Origin of the sequence: Mesoflavibacter profundi (genome assembly GCF_014764305.1) — a bacterium.
Taxonomy (GTDB): Bacteria; Bacteroidota; Bacteroidia; order Flavobacteriales; family Flavobacteriaceae; genus Mesoflavibacter; species Mesoflavibacter profundi.
This window is the reverse complement of the sequence record NZ_CP061703.1, coordinates 1,727,739-1,748,275: the sequence shown is the minus strand read 5'-3', so window position 1 is coordinate 1,748,275 and position 20,537 is coordinate 1,727,739. Positions and strand designations below refer to the sequence as shown.

At 30.4% G+C, this 20,537-nt stretch carries 18 protein-coding genes and 2 tRNA genes; 7 read left to right on the top strand and 13 right to left on the bottom strand.

Annotation, left to right across the window (positions count from 1 at the left end):
- Complete coding sequence (locus IFB02_RS07785) at window positions 1–1,143, bottom strand: DegT/DnrJ/EryC1/StrS family aminotransferase (protein ID WP_191073169.1); 1,143 nt, start codon at window positions 1,141–1,143, stop codon at window positions 1–3.
- A 107-nt stretch (window positions 1,144–1,250) separates the two neighbouring features.
- Here IFB02_RS07785 and IFB02_RS07780 point away from each other — a divergent pair, with 107 nt between their 5' ends.
- Together IFB02_RS07780 and IFB02_RS07775 are read left to right on the top strand one after the other, a co-directional pair.
- Complete coding sequence (locus tag IFB02_RS07780) at window positions 1,251–2,483, top strand: 3-deoxy-D-manno-octulosonic acid transferase (protein WP_106687838.1); 1,233 nt, start codon at window positions 1,251–1,253, stop codon at window positions 2,481–2,483.
- Between the two features lie 99 nt (window positions 2,484–2,582).
- Complete coding sequence (locus tag IFB02_RS07775) at window positions 2,583–2,825, top strand: hypothetical protein (RefSeq protein WP_106687839.1); 243 nt, start codon at window positions 2,583–2,585, stop codon at window positions 2,823–2,825.
- A 106-nt stretch (window positions 2,826–2,931) separates the two neighbouring features.
- Here the strand turns inward: IFB02_RS07775 and IFB02_RS07770 are convergent.
- The 3 genes from IFB02_RS07770 to mutS all read right to left on the bottom strand — a co-directional run bounded on the left by IFB02_RS07770 (window position 2,932) and on the right by mutS (window position 5,828).
- Window positions 2,932–3,016, bottom strand: a tRNA-Leu gene (locus IFB02_RS07770).
- A 28-nt stretch (window positions 3,017–3,044) separates the two neighbouring features.
- Window positions 3,045–3,116, bottom strand: a tRNA-Gly gene (locus tag IFB02_RS07765).
- Window positions 3,117–3,221: 105 nt separating this feature from the next.
- Complete coding sequence (gene mutS, locus IFB02_RS07760) at window positions 3,222–5,828, bottom strand: DNA mismatch repair protein MutS (protein ID WP_106687840.1); 2,607 nt, start codon at window positions 5,826–5,828, stop codon at window positions 3,222–3,224.
- A 100-nt stretch (window positions 5,829–5,928) separates the two neighbouring features.
- Here mutS and IFB02_RS07755 point away from each other — a divergent pair, with 100 nt between their 5' ends.
- Entirely contained in the window at window positions 5,929–6,474 is a 546-nt protein-coding gene (locus tag IFB02_RS07755; protein WP_106687841.1) for an RNA methyltransferase, read from the top strand.
- An 18-nt stretch (window positions 6,475–6,492) separates the two neighbouring features.
- Here the strand turns inward: IFB02_RS07755 and IFB02_RS07750 are convergent, their stop codons facing one another.
- Both IFB02_RS07750 and folK read right to left on the bottom strand, forming a co-directional pair.
- The gene (locus IFB02_RS07750; RefSeq protein ID WP_106687842.1) at window positions 6,493–6,972 is read right to left on the bottom strand and encodes a GyrI-like domain-containing protein; all 480 of its coding nucleotides are present in this window, start codon (window positions 6,970–6,972) and stop codon (window positions 6,493–6,495) included.
- Window positions 6,953–8,095: a 2-amino-4-hydroxy-6-hydroxymethyldihydropteridine diphosphokinase gene (folK, locus tag IFB02_RS07745; RefSeq protein WP_106687843.1), complete on the bottom strand. Its 1,143-nt coding sequence runs from the start codon at window positions 8,093–8,095 to the stop codon at window positions 6,953–6,955. Before folK ends, IFB02_RS07750 begins: the two co-directional genes overlap by 20 nt.
- Before the next feature lie 71 nt (window positions 8,096–8,166).
- Between folK and IFB02_RS07740 the strand changes: the two genes are divergently transcribed.
- The 4 genes from IFB02_RS07740 (at window position 8,167) to rpsU (ending at window position 12,876) form a co-directional block, all read left to right on the top strand.
- Window positions 8,167–8,871 (top strand): queuosine precursor transporter, encoded by a 705-nt coding sequence (locus IFB02_RS07740; protein ID WP_106687844.1) that lies wholly within the window; start codon window positions 8,167–8,169, stop codon window positions 8,869–8,871.
- A gap of 94 nt (window positions 8,872–8,965) precedes the next feature.
- Window positions 8,966–11,641, top strand: coding sequence for an AsmA family protein (locus tag IFB02_RS07735; RefSeq protein WP_106687845.1), 2,676 nt, complete (start codon window positions 8,966–8,968; stop codon window positions 11,639–11,641).
- Window positions 11,642–11,741: 100 nt separating this feature from the next.
- A complete protein-coding gene (locus tag IFB02_RS07730) occupies window positions 11,742–12,605 on the top strand; it encodes a sigma-70 family RNA polymerase sigma factor (RefSeq protein WP_106687846.1) in 864 nt (287 codons plus the stop codon).
- A gap of 76 nt (window positions 12,606–12,681) precedes the next feature.
- On the top strand, window positions 12,682–12,876 hold the full coding sequence (rpsU, locus tag IFB02_RS07725; protein WP_106687847.1) for a 30S ribosomal protein S21: 195 nt from the start codon (window positions 12,682–12,684) through the stop codon (window positions 12,874–12,876).
- Between the two features lie 57 nt (window positions 12,877–12,933).
- Here rpsU and murI read toward each other — a convergent pair whose 3' ends face one another.
- The 7 genes from murI to IFB02_RS07690 all read right to left on the bottom strand — a co-directional run bounded on the left by murI (window position 12,934) and on the right by IFB02_RS07690 (window position 20,536).
- Window positions 12,934–13,713: a glutamate racemase gene (murI, locus tag IFB02_RS07720; RefSeq protein WP_106687848.1), complete on the bottom strand. Its 780-nt coding sequence runs from the start codon at window positions 13,711–13,713 to the stop codon at window positions 12,934–12,936.
- Window positions 13,714–13,779: 66 nt separating this feature from the next.
- Window positions 13,780–14,289 (bottom strand): OmpH family outer membrane protein, encoded by a 510-nt coding sequence (locus tag IFB02_RS07715; protein ID WP_106687849.1) that lies wholly within the window; start codon window positions 14,287–14,289, stop codon window positions 13,780–13,782.
- Window positions 14,290–14,328: 39 nt separating this feature from the next.
- Window positions 14,329–15,330, bottom strand: coding sequence for an OmpH family outer membrane protein (locus tag IFB02_RS07710; RefSeq protein WP_106687850.1), 1,002 nt, complete (start codon window positions 15,328–15,330; stop codon window positions 14,329–14,331).
- A 224-nt stretch (window positions 15,331–15,554) separates the two neighbouring features.
- A complete protein-coding gene (locus IFB02_RS07705; protein WP_223878825.1) occupies window positions 15,555–18,131 on the bottom strand; it encodes a BamA/OMP85 family outer membrane protein in 2,577 nt (858 codons plus the stop codon).
- A 10-nt stretch (window positions 18,132–18,141) separates the two neighbouring features.
- A complete protein-coding gene (locus IFB02_RS07700) occupies window positions 18,142–18,825 on the bottom strand; it encodes an isoprenyl transferase (RefSeq protein ID WP_240893483.1) in 684 nt (227 codons plus the stop codon).
- Between the two features lie 50 nt (window positions 18,826–18,875).
- Window positions 18,876–19,568 carry a type IX secretion system protein PorG gene (gene porG / locus IFB02_RS07695; protein ID WP_106687853.1) on the bottom strand — a complete coding sequence of 231 codons (693 nt, stop codon included), beginning with the start codon at window positions 19,566–19,568 and terminating at the stop codon, window positions 18,876–18,878.
- Window positions 19,569–19,666: 98 nt separating this feature from the next.
- Window positions 19,667–20,536, bottom strand: a complete 870-nt coding sequence (locus IFB02_RS07690; RefSeq protein WP_106687854.1) for an NAD kinase — start codon at window positions 20,534–20,536, stop codon at window positions 19,667–19,669.
- Window position 20,537 lies beyond the last annotated feature (1 nt).

The window sequence follows — 20,537 nt, the reverse complement described above, 5'->3', positions numbered from 1 at the left end:
CTAATTATTTGCTATAAATTCTTTAATCTTTGTTGTAATAAATTCGATTTGATCGTCTTCTAATTCGGTATGCATTGGTAAAGAAATCACCTGTTGTACCAATTGGTTTGTGACTGTAAAATCTGCTTCGTTGTACCTGTTATCCTGATACGCTTTTTGTTTGTGTAATGGTATTGGATAGTAAACGCCGCAAGGGATATCGTGACTATTTAAAAACTTAACTAGCGCATCTCTATCTACATTTACTAATTTTAATGTGTATTGATGGAATACGTGACAATCGCAGGTATCACAAATACCTTCGCAGTTATTTACGGTTTTAGGCAATGTAATTTGTGGCACATCTTTTAAGGCTTCATTGTACTTTCTTGCTGCGTCACGACGTGCTTGATTATAATTATCTAAATGTGGTAATTTGGCATCTAAAACTGCTGCTTGGATTGAATCTAAACGCGAATTTACACCGACAACATCATGGTGATAACGCTCGTACATTCCGTGATTTACAATACCTCTAATGGTATGTGCTAAATCGTCATCGTTTGTAAAAATAGCGCCTCCATCACCATAACAGCCTAAGTTTTTTGAGGGAAAAAATGATGTTGAGGCTACATGACCAATTGTTCCTGCTTTTGCTTTTGTGCCATCAGAATAGGTAAAATCTGCGCCAATTGCTTGTGCGTTATCTTCTATAACATAAAGATTATGCTCTTTAGCTATTTGCATTATCGCTTCCATGTTAGCACATTGACCAAATAAATGTACTGGCACAATTGCTTTTGTTTTAGGCGTAATTGCCTTTTTAATAGCGTCTATATCGATATTAAAATTATCTGGATCTACATCTACTAAAACTGGTGTTAATTTTAAAAGCGCAATAACTTCTACGGTTGCAGCAAAAGTGAAATCGGCTGTAATGACCTCATCACCTTGCTCTAAACCTAATCCCATCATTGCTATTTGTAAAGCATCTGTACCATTTGCACATGGTATAACATGCTTTACACCTAAATAATTTTCTAAGTTTTTTTGAAATTGATGCACTTTTGGACCATTAATAAAAGCTGTATTATCAATAATCTCTTGAATTGAAGTATCTACTTCTTGTTTTATATCTGCATATTGACCTTTAAGGTCAACCATTTGTATTTTTTTCACTCGATTTTAATTTATAATCGTTTATGTAACGAATTTACAAAATTAGCCAACGCTAACCAATGAATTACGTATTTTAGCACAAACAAATTAATTTGAATATTATCTACAACATCCTTATTTATTTGACTTCTTTGGTCTTAAAAGTAATTGCACTTTTTAACCACAAGATAAAATTAGGCGTAAAAGGTCGCGCTAATACGTTTAATAGTCTTAAAAATGAAATTAAAAAAGATGATAAAACACTTTGGTTTCATTGTGCATCTTTAGGTGAATATGAGCAAGGTTTGCCTATTTTTGACATACTAAGAAAAGATTATCCTAAACATAAAATTGTTTTAACATTTTTCTCTCCATCTGGTTATGAGATTAGAAAAAATGCACCATTTGCAGATGTTGTTGTGTATTTGCCATTAGACACTAAATCTAATGCGAAACAATTTATCAAACTTGTAAATCCTGAGTTAACTGTTTTTGTGAAGTACGAAATTTGGCCAAATTATTTAAATGAAATTAAAAAGAATGGTTTACGCGCGATATTAATATCTGCTGTATTTAGAAAAGATCAATCCTTTTTTAAATGGTATGGAACACAAACTAAACAAGCACTTTTTGCATTTGAACATATTTTTACGCAAAACGAAGTGTCTAAAAATTTACTTGAAAGCATAGGTTATAAAAATGCTACAGTTTCCGGCGACACAAGGTTTGATCGTGTTTTAAATCAGTTACAGATTGACAATACTCTTGATTTTATTGAAACTTTTAAACATGATAAATTATGTATTGTTATTGGTAGTTCTTGGCCAGAAGATGAAGCTATTTTAGTACCATACATTAATCAATGCAAACATGATGTAAAGTTTATTATTGCACCTCATAATATAAAAGCTAAGCAGATTGAAGGCTTAAAACAGTCCCTACAAAAAGAGACTGTTTTATTTTCAAATAAAGAAAATTATAATCTTAAAGATTCTCAAGTTTTTATTGTTGACACAATTGGCTTTTTGAGCAAAATTTATAGCTATGCAAATATAGCTTATGTTGGTGGCGCAATGGGTACAACTGGATTACATAACATATTAGAACCTGCTGTTTTTGGTGTTCCGATTATAATTGGTTCTAATCATAAAAAGTTTCCTGAAGCGCAAGCTATGATTGATCATAGTAACGTGTTTTCTGTAAATGATTATACTTCACTTAAAAATAAATTAGACTTACTTATTGACAACAAAACAGTTAGAGAAGAAACTGGAGAAAAAAGTTTCAATTTTGTAAAAGAAAAAGAAGGCGCGGTAATCCAAATTGTTAAGTTTTTACGTAAATAATAGCGAAATGGGTTTTTAAATAGAATTATTGTAATAAAATTCTTAAAATAAAAAATTCATTCTTAACTTTATAAATTACTAATCAATAACAATTTAACAATGAAAAAAGTATTATTAAGTGCAGTTTTAGTATCTGCTATAGCATTTACTTCTTGTAGAGATGAAAAAAAAGCAGAAGAAATTGAAGATACAATTGAAAACGCTGCAGAAGAAACAGAAGAAGCTGTAGAAGATGGTTTTGAAGCAACAGGAAAAGCTATAGACGATGCAATTGAAGACACAAAAGAAGCAGGAGAATCTATAGAAAATGCAGTTGAAGAAGCTACTGACGACGAAGAATAATTAAATTATTAAAAATTAAAAGCTCATACTTAGTATGAGCTTTTTTTTTATTCTTTATTGTTAAATATTTAAAACAAAAAAGCCTTATCGTTTGATAAGGCTTTTGTACTGAAGGCGGGACTTGAACCCGCACGTCCAAAACGGACATTGGATTTTAAGTCCAACGTGTCTACCAATTCCACCACTTCAGCAACTTGGTATATTTTAAGAAAGTCTCAGAGCGAAAGACGGGATTTGAACCCGCGACCCTCACCTTGGCAAGGTGATGCTCTACCCCTGAGCTACTTTCGCAGTCTTTTTTAAAGAACGAGCAATATTGCTATTGCGGATGCAAATTTAAAATATATTTACGATTTACAAAGCCTTTTTTTAAAAAAAATCAAAAATATTTTTTACTTACTTCTTTTTCAGAAGCATACGTTTTATTTCATTTAGCTTCATTAAGGCTTCTACAGGTGTTAAAGTATCAATATCTGTTATTAGTATTTCTTCTTTTATACTTTCTAAAAGCGGATCATCTAATTTAAAAATACTTAATTGCATGTCATCTTTTATAGATTTTACTTTATCTGTTAATTCTTCACTAGAATGACTTTTCTCTAATTTCTTTAAAATTTTATTTGCTCTATGCAATACTTGTTGAGGCATTCCTGCCATCTTAGCTACATGTATTCCAAAACTATGCTCGCTACCACCTTCTACTAATTTACGTAAGAACAAGACGTTATCTTTTAATTCTTTTACAGATACATTATAGTTTTTTATACGATTAAATGTTTCTGTCATTTCATTTAATTCATGATAGTGTGTAGCAAATAATGTTTTTGGTTTAGCAGGATGTTCGTGTAAATATTCACTTATTGCCCATGCTATAGATATACCATCGTAAGTACTTGTTCCGCGTCCAATTTCGTCTAACAATACTAAACTTCTATTTGAGATATTATTAAGAATAGACGCGGTTTCATTCATTTCTACCATAAATGTAGATTCGCCCATAGAAATATTATCACTCGCTCCTACTCTTGTAAATATTTTATCTACTACACCAATTCTAGCTTCTTTTGCAGGTACAAAACTTCCTATTTGAGCTAAAAGAACTATTAATGCTGTTTGCCTTAATATAGCCGATTTACCTGACATATTTGGTCCAGTTATCATTATAATTTGTTGCGAATCTCTATCTAAAAATACAGAGTTTGTTATGTATGGCTGATCTATTGGCAGCTGCTTTTCTATTACTGGATGACGACCATCTTTTATATCTAAATCGTAAGAATCGTCTAATTGAGGATATACATATTTATTATCAATAGCAAGTTGAGCAAAACCGCATAAACAATCTAATTGCCCAACTAGATAAGCATTTTGTTGTACAGGCTTGATATATTGACTCATCCATTGTACCAAATCTGCGAATAACTTTTGCTCGATAGCTAAAATACGTTCTTCTGCACCTAGAATTTTAGCTTCGTATTCTTTTAATTCTTCAGTAATGTAACGCTCTGCGCTAACTAAAGTTTGCTTACGTATCCACTCTTCTGGCACTTTATCTTTGTGCGTATTTCTTACTTCAATGTAATATCCAAAAACGTTGTTAGATGCTATTTTAAGCGACGTTATTCCAGTACGTTCACTTTCGCGCTCTAACATCTTATCTAAATAGTCTTTTCCTGAAGTTGATAGCGCTCTAAGCTCGTCTAATTCTGATGAAAATCCGTTTGCAATTGTATTTCCTTTTAAAACATTTACTGGCGCGTCTTCGTTTAAAGTTTCTTTAATCTTTTCTCGAAGCACATTGCAACTTTGTAAATTATCGCCAATGATTTTTAAAGATTCGTTATCACAATTAGTTGCTAATGCTTTAATTGGCACTATTGCTTCTAATGAATTTTTAAGTTGAATAACCTCACGCGGACTTACCTTTTGTGTTGCTATTTTAGAAATTAATCGTTCTAAATCTCCTATACTTTTTATATAGTGTTGTATTTTTTGAAGTACAACTGTATCTTCTTTTAAGAAGGACACAACTTCATGACGTTGCTTAATTTTATCTGCATGTTTTAGCGGTAACGCTAACCAACGTTTTAACATACGTCCGCCCATTGCAGAAATGGTTTTATCTATTACATTTAGAAGTGTAACTGCATTGTTGTTTGTAGAGTTATACAGCTCTAAATTTCTAATAGTAAATTTATCCATCCAAACATAATCATCTTCGGCAATTCTTGCTATTGAAGTAATATGTTCTAGTTTGTGATGTTGCGTTTCGGATAGATAATGTAAAATTGATCCCGATGCAATAATACCATCTTTAAGATCTTGTACGCCAAATCCTTTAAGAGATGATGTATTAAAATGTTTTAACAGAGTTTCATTAGCAAAATCGGTTTGATAAACCCAATCTTCTAAATTAAAAGTGTGAAAATCGTTACCAAATGCTTCTGTAAATCTGTTTCTATTAGGTTTTGATACTAAAATTTCACTTGGGTTGAAATTTTGAAGCAGCTTATCTATGTATTCTGAATTACCTTGAGCGGTTAAAAATTCACCTGTAGAAATATCTAAAAACGAAATCCCAATACTGGTTTTACCAAAATATACAGAGCATAAAAAGTTGTTACTTTTAGATTGTAACACCTCATCATTTAAGGCAACACCAGGTGTTACTAGCTCTGTTACACCACGTTTTACTATCGTTTTTGTTTGTTTAGGATCTTCTAATTGATCACAAATTGCAACGCGTTCTCCAGCCTTTACTAATTTTGGTAAATATGTGTTTAAAGAATGATGCGGAAAACCAGCAAGTTCGGTTTCACTTTCGCTTCCAGCGCCTCGTTTTGTTAGGATAATTCCTAAAATATTTGCTGTTTTTACAGCATCTTCTCCAAAAGTTTCATAAAAATCTCCTACACGAAACAACAATAAAGCATCTGGATATTTTGCTTTAATCTTGTTGTATTGCTGCATTAAAGGTGTGACTTTTTTACTTTTTTTTGCCAAAGGATTTCTGTTTTTAGTAAGTTTGCTAATGTAATTAAATATTGATTTTTTATAAAATCATTTAGGTTTAAGTTATTGATAATTATTCACAAATTTAAGAATGCGAAAACTAAAAAATAGCGAGTTAGACAGGCTATCTATACAAGATTTTAAAACCTCTAAAAAAACACCAATTATTATTGTTTTAGACAATATTAGAAGTCTAAACAATATTGGAAGCGTGTTTAGAACGAGTGATGCTTTTTTAGTTGAAAAAATTTACTTGTGTGGTATTACTGCAACGCCGCCACATAAAGACATTCATAAAACTGCTTTAGGTAGCACAGATACTGTTGATTGGGAATACATTGAAAACACTGTTGAATTAGTCGAAAAACTTAAAGCCGAAAATTATAAAGTTATAAGTATAGAACAAGCCGAAAACGCTACGATGTTAGACCAATTTAACCCTGAAACAAATACTAAATACGCTTTAGTTTTTGGTAACGAGGTAAAAGGTGTTTCTCAAAAAGTAGTCAATGCAAGTGACTTGGTAATAGAAATTCCGCAATATGGCACCAAACACTCTTTAAACATTAGCGTAAGTTGTGGCGTTGTTGTGTGGGATGTATTTAGTAAACTGAAAAGTTTGAATGTAGAAAGCTAAAAATTTTCAGCCTAAATTCTACTTAATAGGAATCCAAATTTCCTCTTTATTAACTGCTTGATTTGGATTGTATTCTGGACCAAGCCTTTCAAAATGCGGTCTGTTATCTATTTTAAATTCTGAATTTGGCAACCAATTAAAATGAATGTCTTGCCAAAAGCTTACAAAATCTTCAATAGTACCTTCAAAATTTATTACCAAATATTTACCAGCGTTTATTGTTAAGGATTGCAAATTATCTGGTACTGTATTTAAGTCTTTTACTTGTACACCTATCCATTTTTCAAAAACTATTGCAGGACTAAAATTTTCTAAATTAAAATTGGTATAGTTTTGTAAAGATATCGTTGTTTGGTCTACGCGATTTGTAATTAAATTAATAATTGGCATAAACGATTTTGCCAGCTTTGCTGTAACCAAACCATTTGAAGTAAAATTTGCAGTTTGATTTAATCCTACAATATAAATTGTATCTGTGTTAATTATCTTGTACTGCATTATTTATTTCCTTTATTAACCAAAGATAATCTTCTCTAGATTTAACAAAATCTTTGTCGGATATATCTATTATTTTGACTTTTAAATCGGATTGACTTTTTAAAAAATCTAAATAACCAGCATTGATTTTTTCTAGATAATCGTCTGCAATTTCGCTTTCATATTTTCTACCTCGTTTTTTAATATTAGCTTGTAATCGTTGTGTGTTTTGGTATAAATAGACATACAAATCTGGTTTTGCAATGTCTTTGTACATTAAGTAAAAAAGCTTTCGGTATAATTTAAACTCGTCTGGTTGTAGCGTTATTTTTGAAAAAATTAAAGATTTAAACACGTCATAATCGCTTACAATAAAATCTTTAAATAGATCTAACTGGCTTAAATCGTCACTAATTTGCTGGTATCGATCTGCTAGAAAAGACATCTCTAAAGTAAAGGCGTAGCGATTAGGCTCTTTGTAAAATTTTGGCAAAAAAGGATTATCTGCAAAACGTTCTAAAATTAATTTTGCATTAAAATCTTTAGAGATTTGTGTAGCAAGACTGGTTTTTCCTGCGCCAATATTACCTTCTATAGCAATATAATTTTGCTTAGAAAGCGTATATTTTTTTATTGGGTTTTTTAACCAAATATTATACGGCTGTAAGGTTGTAGTATCTGTACAATTGGTTAATAATTGCTCTACAGTTGTTTCTAAAACTGGATGTTGTATGTTGGCTGCAATTACTTGAAGTGGCTCTAATACAAATTTGCGTTTGTGCGCTTCTGGATGAGGAATAATAAGGTTTTTATCATCTATTATTTCATCTTCATAAAAAATAATATCCAAATCTATTTCTCTAGATTCGTACCCAATAGATTTTTTGGGTTTACGTCCTAATTTCACCTCAATCTCTTGAAGTATTTTTAATACTTTTTTTGCGGATAAATTAGTATTAACTGCGATACATGTGTTTAAAAAATCGTCTCCATCAAAACCCATTGCTTCTGTTTGGTATACTTTAGATATACTAACAATAGCGCCTATTTTTTCAAAAATTGCATTAATAGCAAGTTGTAAGTTTTTAAACTTATCGCCTTTATTACTTCCTAATGCAATGTAAACTGTTTTTGTATCCTTCATAAATCTTTGACAAAATAACTAAAAGAAATCCACTTAGTCCTTATCTTTACACAAACTGTTAATAAGTTTTTATGACCTTAAAAGATAAACTACTCGCACAAAAAATTTATTTGTTTTTAGGAGCCTTATTTATAACTTCTTTAGTTGTTTCTAATCTAATTTTTCAGAAGTTTTTTTATTGGTATCCTTTTGAAATTGAAATTTTTGGCGCTAAACTTTTCGAAATCTCTGTTGGCATATTACCTTACCCTATCACCTTTTTAATAACAGATTTAATTAGTGAGATTTATGGAAAAAAACGCGCTAATCAAATTGTAATTGCCGGTATTTTTGCTTCGATTTTTTCTTTATTAATTGTGTATACAGCAAACAATGTCTCTGCAACTAGTTGGTCACCTGTTGACGATGGATTATTTACTACAGTATTTGGCAATACTATAATTGCTGTATTTGCTAGTATGATGGCATATTTATTAGCACAATTGGTAGATATACAGATTTATCACTTTTGGAAAAAACTAACTAAAGGAAAAATGTTGTGGTTACGTAATAACTGCTCGACATTTTTATCTCAGTTTGTAGATACATTTTCAGTTTTATTTTTACTGTGCGCTTTTGGTGAAATAGGTTGGGATAAATTTGCTGGTTTATTAATTAGCGGATTTATTTTTAAGGTATTAATAGCCGTAATTGACACACCATTTTTATATTTAGGAGTTTATCTTTTTAGAAAACGTTTCAACCTTAAAGTTAACGAAGAGATAAATCTGCTTTAAAAATGCTAAACTTATATTAAATACTAAGGTTGCAACATCCTTTTAGTTAGTTTAATACGTAAATTCGTATAAAATTATAATCCATTTATTCTAAATGAAAAAAAAACTAAAAATAGTTGGCATCTCAATTTTAATACTTTTAGTCGTATTAATAGCAAGTCCGTTTATATTTCAAAAACAAATTAAAAATTTAGTTAGAAATTACATCAATAATAATGTAAATGCTAAAGTAGAATTTAACGATGTTAACCTTAGTTTTTTAAGTAGTTTCCCTCAAGCAAACGTTACTATAGACCAATTAAGCATTACAACTTTTGAGCCTTTTAAAAACGACACACTTGCCAATGTAAAACAACTATCTTTAGACATGTCTGTTAAAGAACTTTTTAAAACAGCAAGTGAAGATCCAATCATAGTCAACAGTATAAATATTGATAACGCATTTATTAATTTAAAAACCAACAAAGACGGACAAGTCAATTGGGATATTGCTAAAGCCAATACCAATAACACGCCTTCAAACGCTTCAAATAACAATAGTTTTGTTTTTGATATCGAAAATTACAGCATAAACAACAGCGCCTTCAATTATGTAGATGAAAGCGCTAATACACTAATAAAAGTAACCAACATAAATCACACAGGTAACGGAACATTCTCTGGAGACACATCTGAATTAGACACAAAAACCGAAGCTAACGTAACGTTTAGCCTTGATAGTACAGAATATTTAAGTAATAATCTAATTAAACTTGATGCTTTAATAGATCTAGACATACCAAATCAAACTTACACCTTTAAAGACAATCAAGGTTTTGTAAACGATTTACCTTTACAATTTAAAGGCTATGTAAAACAACTTGAAAATGGTCAAGACATAGATATTTCTTTTGAAAATCCAGGCTCTTCTTTTAAAGAGTTTTTAGCTGTCATCCCAAAAACGTATGCTAAAAATTTAGACAATGTTAATACAACCGGTAACTTTAAAGTAAACGGAATTATTAAAGGAAAAGTAACCGAAGAAACCATACCTACTTTAGATATTAATATTCTTTCTAACAACGCGTCTTTTAAATTTGCAGATTTACCAAAACGCGTAGAAAACATAAGCATTAACGCGCAAATTAAAAACGAAACTGGTTTAGTAGACGATACATTTTTAAATCTTAACACTCTTAATTTTAAGATAGATGAAGATGTGTTTAAAAGCTCGGCTACTATAAAAAATCTAACAAGCAACATGCTTGTAAATGCTAACATAGATGGTGTTTTAAATTTAGCAAACATCACAAAAGCTTATCCAATACAGTTAGAAAACGAGTTAAAAGGTATTTTAAAAGCAAAGCTTAACACAAGTTTTGACATGAATGCTATAGAAACAAATGCTTATAACCGAATAAAAAATAACGGTAATTTAAGTGTTAGTGACTTTGTGTTTTCTTCTGCAGATATTGTAAATCCAATTAATATTAGCAACGCCAACATTAGTTTTAATCCAGGAACCATTAGTTTAGATAACTTTAATGCAACAACTGGACAATCGGATATAAATGCAAAAGGAACAATAAATAATTTATTAGGATTTCTTCTAAGCGATCAAAAACTAAAAGGAAATTTCATCGTAAATTCGAACACATTCATAGTAAGTGATTTTATGATTGAAGGCGGTAGCGAAGCACCAGTTAACCAAAGTGCAGAACCTGATACTGCATTAAAAATTCCTGCGTTTTTAGATTGTAATATTACCGCAAATGCAAACACAGTTGTTTACGACAACTTAACGCTTAAAAATGTAAAAGGAAATCTAACCATAGCAGAAGAAAAAGCACAACTAAACAATGTAACTTCAAGTATTTTTGATGGAAATTTATCTTTAAATGGATTAGTAGATACTTCTAAAGAAAAAGCGACATTTAACATGCAGCTTGGTGCATCTAACTTTAATATTTCTCAATCCTTTAACGGTCTTGACATGTTACAAGCTTTAGCGCCTTTAGCAAAAGCTTTAGAAGGAAAACTTAATAGCAGTATAGATTTATCCGGAACATTAGGCGAAGATTTTACACCTATATTAAATACGATATCTGGCGACGCTTTCGCGGAATTATTAACAGGTGAATTTAAACCTAAAAACGAACAACTAGTTTCTTTACTAGAAAATAAATTAAGCTTCTTAGACTTTAGTAAATTAAATTTAAAAGATTTAAAAACTAAACTTAGTTTTAATAACGGGCAAGTAAACGTAAAGCCTTTTGATATTAAATACAAGGATATTAAAATGACGATTGGCGGATCGCATTCATTTTCTAATACAATGAATTATCAAGTCGTATTAGATGTTCCTGCTAAATATCTAGGTACAGACGTAAATAATCTAATTGCAAAAATTAATGATCCTACTGTAAATACAATTACCATTCCGGTAACTGCTAATGTATCAGGAAGCACAACACAACCGCAAGTTCAAACAGATTTAACAAGTGGTGTAAAAAATCTTACGCAACAACTTATAGAAATTCAAAAACAAAAATTACTTAATACCGGTAAGGACAAAATAAACGATGCAATAAATAATATAATTAAAGGTAACACTACTACAAAAGATAGTACAAACACAACTAAAAACAATACAGTTAAAGATGTACTTGGAGGTATTTTAGGCAATTCTAATACTACAAAGGATAGCACAAAAACAGATAGTAGTAATACGAAAAATCCTGTAAAGGATGTTTTAGGCGGAATTTTCGGAAAAAAGAAAAAATCCAATTAAAACCATTAAATTTTCAATAAAAACCCTAAAAGATTGTTAATTTTTAGGAATTGTCAATAATTTCATTAGTTTAAGACAGTTAAACTTTAAAATTTACTGAATGCGACAATTAAAAATTACAAAACAAGTTACCAATCGCGAATCTAAATCACTTGACAAATATCTACAAGATATAAGCAAACTTCCAATGGTTACTGCTGAAGAAGAAGTAGAACTAGCCAAAAAAATAAGAGAAGGTTGCCAAAAATCTTTAGATAGATTAACTACTGCTAACTTACGTTTTGTTGTTTCTGTTGCCAAACAATATCAAAATCAAGGATTAAAATTACCCGATTTAATTAATGAAGGTAATGCTGGATTAGTTAAAGCTGCAAAACGTTTTGACGAAACAAGAGGTTTTAAATTTATTTCCTACGCTGTTTGGTGGATTAGACAAGCTATTTTATCTGCATTAGCAGAACAATCTAGAATTGTTAGATTACCACTTAACAAAATAGGTAGCATAAATAAGATAAGAAAAATAACTTCTCATTTAGAACAAACAAACCAACGTCCGCCAAGTGCAGAAGAGATAGCTAAAGAATTAGATTTAACAATTAGCGACGTCAAACAATCTATGCGTATTTCTAGCAGACACGTATCTATGGATGCACCTTTAAAAGAAGGTGAAGATTATAGTTTATATGATTTAGTAAAATCTGGCGAGTCACCAAATCCAGACAACCAATTAATGCATGAATCTTTAAACATAGAAATAGAACGTGCTTTAGACACTTTAACTCCAAGAGAAAGCGACGTTATACGTTTAAATTTTGGATTAGGTAATCAACCTGCTATGACTTTAGATGAAATTGGTCGCACTTTTGATCTAACTAGAGAACGTGTTAGACAAATACGAGAAAAAGGAATAAGACGCTTAAGACAAACCTCTAAAAGTAAAATTTTAAAGACGTATTTAGGTTAAATTTTAATTTAAAGCACTTTAAATTTGAATTATATCATAATTTGTAGGATATTCGTAAAATATTTAAAATAAAGACATGTTAAGAATCGAAATCAAAGAAGGAGAAAATATAGAACGTGCTCTAAAACGTTACAAGCGTAAGCACAGAAACGTAAAAGTAATGCAAAACTTAAGAGATAAGCAATACTTTACTAAACCTTCAGTAAGAAGAAGAAAAGAAGTTCAAAAAGCTGAATATATCCAAAGCTTAAGAGACGCAGAAGATATATAAAAACTAGTTTTTTTATTATACATTTAACCACGTATTATTGTACGTGGTTTTTTGTTTTTAAAAACTTAAATATTCTACATTAAAGTTATTTCCAACTAAGGCTTTTAATACAGCTGTATTACCGTTAGTATAAAAACTTACTTCTGCTTGTATAGAAGACTCATTTAATAATCTGTTTTGCTCTAAAACTGCTTTTGTTTGCTTAGCTACAGCTAAACCAGAATCTATAATCTTAATATGTTTAGGTAGGATAGTAATAAGTTGTGGTATTAAATAAGGATAATGTGTACATCCTAATACCAAATAATCTATATTGGCTGCAACCATTGGTTTTGTATACATTTCTAATAAAGACGTCATCTCTATAGAATTTATTTTACCTGCTTCTATTAGCTGTACAATACCTTCGCCTTCTTGCTCTATCACTTTTATACCATTTGCGTAAAGCTGCGTTGTATTAGAGAACAACTCACTGCTTAAAGTTCCTTTTGTAGCTAGAATACCAATTGCTTTAGTTTTAGTCTGTAATGCTGCTGGTTTAATAGCTGGTTCTATACCTATAAAAGGCACATCAAATTTAGCTCTTAAATGTTGTATTGCATTAGTAGTTGCAGTATTACAAGCCACTACTATAAGTTTACAATTTTTGTTTAATAAATATTCTGTATTTTTTTCAGACAATGCTATAATCCTATCCTTACCTTTTGGTCCATAAGGCGCATTTGCACTATCTGCAAGATAAATTGCGTTTTCAGTTGGTAGCAGGCTATGTATTTCTTTAAATATTGAAGTACCGCCAACTCCAGAATCGAATATACCTATAGGTTGTAAACTCATATAATATGTTATAAAAAAAGCTGTCTAAATTTAGACAGCTTTCTTGTATTTTAAAAGGAGTTTTAATTAAAATCCTAATTCTTTTTGTACATCTGTTAAAAGATCTTTTCCTTCTGCCATGATAACACCAGAACCTTGAGAAGAATCTAATACGTAATTAAAACCTTGCGCTTTTGCTACTTTTAAAATAGCTGCTTTAGCTTTTTTAGTTATTGGCTCTAATAAATCTAATTCTTTCTTTTGTAATTGTTGTTGTGCATCTGCTTGAAATTGTCTAATGCTTTGTTGCATACCTGCTAACTCTTCACCTCTTTTTTGGTTTTCTTCGTTAGTTTTAGTTGCAGCTTCACCTTCATATTGTTTAGCTTTTGATTGGTATTCTTTCATCATTTCTTGAATATCTGTCTCGAAAGTTTTACCCATTTTTTCCATTTCTGTTTGAGCAGCTTTCATCTCTGGCATAGATGTTACTAATTCTCCAACATTAATGTGTGCTACCTTTGTTTGTGCGTTAGAAAAACTAGTAGCGCCAATAAATAATGCTACAGCAAATAAAAGTGTTTTAAATTGTTTCATTTTAAATAGTATTTGTGTTATAAATTATTAGTGTTTGTCTTAGTTTTCTTCGTCGTCTTTGCTCTCCTTTTCTTCTTTAGCTTTCTTACGGTCTTCTAAGATTTGTTGTTTTCTAGCTTCAAGTTCTTTTTTTCTTGCTTCTCTATCTGCTAGTTTTTTTTGTCTTCTTTCTTCTAAAATTTCTTCTCTTGATTTTGTTTCATTTTCTTGATCTGCATCAAAAGATGTTCTTTGTTCGTCTGTATTTGTAGAGCTATCTTCTCTTTCTTTTAATTTGTCTTCTCTTGCTTTAGCTCGTTCTTCTAATATTTTTTGTCTTCTTTCTTGAGCAGCTTTTTTCTTTGCTTCTCTTTCCTCTAATATTTCTTGTCGTCTTTGTTCGGCTGCTGCTTCACGTTCTGCTCTTTTTGCATCTAAAGCTTTTTGTCTTGCTTCTTGACTATCGTTAATATCTTCTACAACTTCTTCGTCTTTTGCTTCTTTACGCTCTTTATTGGTTTTTGCTTGTTTACGATTTGATGCTCTTGTAATTGTTCTTATAACTAAATCGCTAATATCAAATCGCTCTGCCGAATATAACATTACTACATCTGCAGATTTATCAAATACAAAATCGTATTTTTTTGCTGCTGCTATGTCTTGTACTGCTTGAAAAATTTGGTCTTGAACTGGCTGCATTAATTGACGCTTTTGTATCATTAAATCACCGTTTGGACCAAAACGTTTTTGTTGATAATCTAATATTTCTTTTTCTTCAAATAGAATATCCTCTTCACGTTCTTCTATTAACTCTTTTGTTAATAGAGCTTTTTCATTGTTAAGCGCTTCTCTTTTTTGTTTAATAGTGTTAAGCTTACCTTCAATTTCAGATTTCCATCGTTGTACTTTAGCTTCTAACTGCGTAGTTGCTTCTGTATATTCTGGTACATTTTCTAAAATATACTCGGTATCTATATAACCTATTCTTACACCTCGTTGCGCATTTGCACTAAACGAAACGCTTAATAGAAACAATACTAAAAGAACTTTAAATGTTTTCATGGATTTATTTTATTTTTTGACTATAACTCTAAAATTTAAAATTCATTGTTACAAAGAATAGTTAATTTTTGAGTAGCTATTTTCAAAATAACGAATTTTAATTTTAAAAATTTCAATTCTTTTATCAAATCCTTAATTTGTTATTAGAAAATATCGTGCCAAAAATAAAAAAATTAAGATACTATATTAGTAATTTACCTATTTTATTGAAGTTAAAGCGGTTATTAAAATTGTTGACCAATGATGAAATGTGTTTCCCAACCGTGTTTTGAAGTTTCTCCTGGTTGAGGATCAAATCCATGACCAAAGTCTATTCCTAATAATCCAAATGCTGGCATAAATATTCTTACTCCAAATCCTGCAGATCTTTTAAGATTAAATGGATCGTAATCTCTAAATTGATCGTAAGAATTACCTGCTTCTAAGAATGTTAATGCATATATTTTTGCAGATTGCTTAAGTGTAATTGGGTATCTTAATTCTAATGAGAATTTATTATAAATAGATCCTCCATCTTGTGAAGATAATGCTTGATTTTGATATCCACGTAAGGCAATTGCTTCTCTACCATCTAAACTATAGGTTCCTAATCCATCTCCTCCAACAAAAAATCTTTCGAAAGGAATAACACCTCTATTTTGATTATATGCACCTAAGAAACCAAACTCAACTGTAGGTTTTAATACAAATTTATCTACAACTCTTGTATACCAATCTGCTTTAAATTTTACTTTATAAAATTCTAACCATTTAAATCGTTCTTGGTCTATTTGACTAATTCTACTTGAAGCTTCTGTTATTTCACTTGAGGTACTATTTTGATCAGATATGATATCTAAGTTCTCTTGTCTTTCATTTTTTAAAGCTTCATAATCTACACCATTAAACATTGAATACGGTAAAGATAATTTAGCAGTAACAGAAAAATTAGATCCACCCATTGGGAAAATTGGATCATTAAAAGTATTATTTCTACTTAATCCAACAGTATAAGATAAGTTGTTAGAATATCCATCACCAAATGTAAATAAACCTGTGTTATAATTTTTTAGGTTATAATGTTGAAAACTTACAGCTTGAGATAATGTAAAATAATCATCAGGTACAGATAAACGTTTTGCTAGACCAAAAGTAATACCTGTGATGTTAAACCGTCTATCTTTATCTGCACTTCTTGTAAAAGCATTATATAAAAATTGTTTTGTATGTGATAACGAAGTAGAAAATTGTACTGGTTTTTTACCACCTAACCACGGTTCTGAAAACTGAAAACTATAGGTTTGATAAAATCTACTTGCTTGTAATCTTAAAGCTAAACGCTGTCCATCACCCATTGGTATTGGAGTATAAGCATCTTTTTTAAATATATCTTTTAAAGAAAAGTTATTGAAAGATAAACCTAAGGTACCTATAAATCCTCCACCGCCATATCCACCTTGCAGCTCGATTTGACTAGATCCAGATTCTACAACAGAATATTCCATATCTACTGTACCTTCTTCTGGATTTACATTTTTAAAATTAGGTGTTAATTGTTCAGCATCAAAAAATCCTAATTGACTTAACTCACGTATAGTTCTAACCACATTTTCCTTACTATATAATTCACCTGGTCTAGTTCTTATTTCTCTGTAAATTACATGGTCGTTAGTTTTATTATTACCTACAACAGTTACATTATTAAAGTAAGCAGGTTTACCTTCGGTAATTCTAATTTCCATATCAATTACATTTCCATCTGCATTTACCTCAACTGGATTAATTGAAGAGAATAAGTATCCATTGTTTTGATATAAGTTTGTTAAATCATCTGCATCTGGACTAGAATTATCTGCAATACGTTTTTGAAGCTCTATTCCATTATAAGTATCTCCTTTTTCTATTCTAAGTTTTCTTCTTAAAAACTCATCTGAATAAACGGTGTTACCTATAAATGTAACATCTCCAAATGTATATTTTTCTCCTTCTTCTACTTTAATGTCTATAGATACTGTTTTATCGTCATTATACACTAAAGTATCAGAAATTACTCTTGCATCTCTGTAACCAATTTCTTTATACTTGTCTACGATAGTAGTCAAGTCTTCTTTATAGTCTGCTTCAATATATTTTGATCGTTTTAAAATACGAATTGGATTAATTTGCTTCGTATTTTTCATGGCTTTTCTTAGCTTTTTATCACTAAGTATTTGGTTGCCTTCAAATTTAATTTTTTTAACTTTTACCTTTTCTCCTTTATCTATTGCCACAACCATATTTACTTGTGGTTTTATTAAAGAGTCGTTAACTACATCTGTTGTGTTTACTTTTACTTTGGCGTTTAAGAAACCGTCTTTTCTGTATTTATTTTCAAGATAGTTTTTTGTAGTAGTTACTAAGTTCTCTGTAACTTTTGTTCCTTTTTGAAGTTTATTTTCTTTTATAACAGTTTCTACTTTTCCTTTTTTTACTCCTGTTATTTTTACTTCGTTTAACTCTGGTAAGTCTGCTAATCTAATTTCTAAATAAGCGTTGTTTCCGTCTGTATTTACTAAGTAAACTTCTATATCACTAAATAAATTAGATTTCCATAGTTTTTTTATGGCATTACTAATTTGTTCTCCTGGTATTTGGATTTCTGTATCTTTTCTTAATCCAGAGTAGGTGATTATGGTTTGCTCACTAAAACTAGTGTTACCTTTTACTGTTATTCCTGCAAGATTATATTTCTTGCCGTCTTCGTAATTTAATTCTTGTGCATTACCTATTGCAGAAAAAGCAAATAAAATGGTAAATAAAGCGCATTGTAATACTGTCTTCAATGGTATATGTTTAGCTAATTTGTTCACTTGTTTTCCCAAATCTTCGTTCTCTTTTTTGATATTCTAAAATAGCTTCACTTAAGTGTTGCTCTGTAAAGTCTGGCCATAATACTGGTGTAAAATACAACTCTGCATAAGCTATTTGCCATAACAAAAAATTACTTATTCGTTGCTCACCACTTGTTCTGATAAGCAAGTCTACATCTGGTAAATTGTGCGTGTAAAGATGCTTATTTATAACTGATTGGTCAATACTTTCTTCAGAAATTATATTATTTTTAACTTTATTACTGATTTTTTTAACAGCCGTAATCAACTCTTCTCTAGAGCCATAACTTAATGCTAAAGTAAGTGTCATTCTTGAGTTTTCACTTGTTTGCTGTATTACTTCTTGCAATTCTTTGTATACTTTTTTAGGTAAAGCATCTAAACATCCTATTGCATTAAGTTTTATATTATTATCTAAAAGTGTGTTAATTTCTTTTTTTAATGAAGACACAAGCAGCTTCATTAATGTATCTACTTCTAGTTTAGGTCTATTCCAATTTTCAGTAGAAAAGGCATATAATGTTAGGTTAGGTATTCCTAATTTTGCACAGGCTTCTACTGTTGTTCGTACAGATTTTGTTCCGTTTTCGTGACCTATTGCACGTAACATGCCTTTTTGTTTTGCCCATCGACCATTACCATCCATTATAATAGCTAGATGATTAGGCAAATATTTTGTATTTATATCTTTTATACTCACTTAAAAACGCAAAAACAAGGGTTTCTTCCAAAGGTATAAGTTAAGGTTATTCCTGTAAATGTATACCAATCGTTATTATTTAAATTTCCAAAACTTCTACTTTCTAACTCTTTAGCATCTGGTACGCTACCATCAATTTCATCTGAAAATGTATAACGCGCTCCTACTTCTAAAGCTAATACAAAATGTTGAGCGATTGCAGCTTTAAATCCTAAAACTAAAGGTATACCGTAAGCATAACTTTTGGTACCTTCATATTCTAATTGTCCAGAATTATTTAAAAAGAAATTATCGTGTCTTGTAATACTTATTCCGCTATATAGATAAGGTGTAGATACAAATCCGCCATCATGTAAATCAAAATCCAAGAAAGTAAACTCCATTCCAGCAGACAATTCTATTATTTGATTATTAAACTGTAAGCCTCTTAATTGTCTACTTGGATCGTCAGAATTTTTATCTATACCTTCTAACTCACTAAAAAGTAAAGAAATCCTGTAGGAATGTCTAGGACTTCTATTCCATTTATAAATACCACCAAAAACTAATTGATTAGGCGCAATATAATCTGTAGCACCAACATCTCCAATAAAATTAGATCCTCCCAAATACACTCCAAATTCGTGTATTTGTGCATGACCTAATTGCAAGGTTAAAATGGTTATTATTAATAGGATATACTGCCTCATAAATCTTCAAAGTTTGCAAATATAATAAATAAGATGAGCCTATAACAATTCTATTGAAATAGTTATCTTTTTAAACAGATTATAAGGTAAATTATTGTTTAATTACGCTTGTCTTCTCCCCAAAGTAGTTTTTTTCTAAGTGTATCTAAAAATGTTTCGTTATGGAAAGTCATCATTTTTATGGTAAATGGTGCTTTTTTAATTGTAATTAAAGTATTGTTATTTAGCGTCGCAATTCTAGAGTCTAAAGATACTAAGTGTTTTTTTTCTCTACCATCTACTTTTAATTTAATAACAGTAGAATCTTCTATCACCAATGGTCTAGCACTAAGATTATGTGGCGCAATTGGCGTTAAAACTAAACTAGCTGCATTTGGTGTTATAACTGGTCCGCCACAACTTAAGGAGTATCCTGTAGAACCTGTTGGTGTAGAAATTATTAACCCATCACTCCAATAAGAGGTTAAATACTCGTCGTTTAGCTCAGTTTCGACAGTAATCATAGATGTTGTGTTTTTTCTGCTTACTGCTATTTCATTTAAAGCAAAATTACACGATTGAATTTCTTTATTTTCTTCGTTAACATCTATGCTTAAAAGCGTTCTTTCAGATATTTGATAATCTTTATTTATTATTGCTAAAACAGCATCTTCTATTTGATCTTGCTGTATGGTTGCTAAAAATCCTAAACGACCAGTATTAATACCTACAATTGGTATGTTTAAATCTCTAACTAATGTAACAGCTCTTAGTATGGTACCGTCGCCTCCAATACTAATTAAAAAATCGAAACTTGAATCTAAATCTGTAAACGTATTAAACTCTTGATTTAATTTTTTAGATACGTGTTTATAGAAAGTTGCTTCAATAAAAATTTTAAAGTTATGCTCCTTTAAAACTTTGACTAATACCTCTAAAGATGCTAAAGGTTTTTTCTTCTGAAATTGGCTAAAAATCGCAACCTTCATA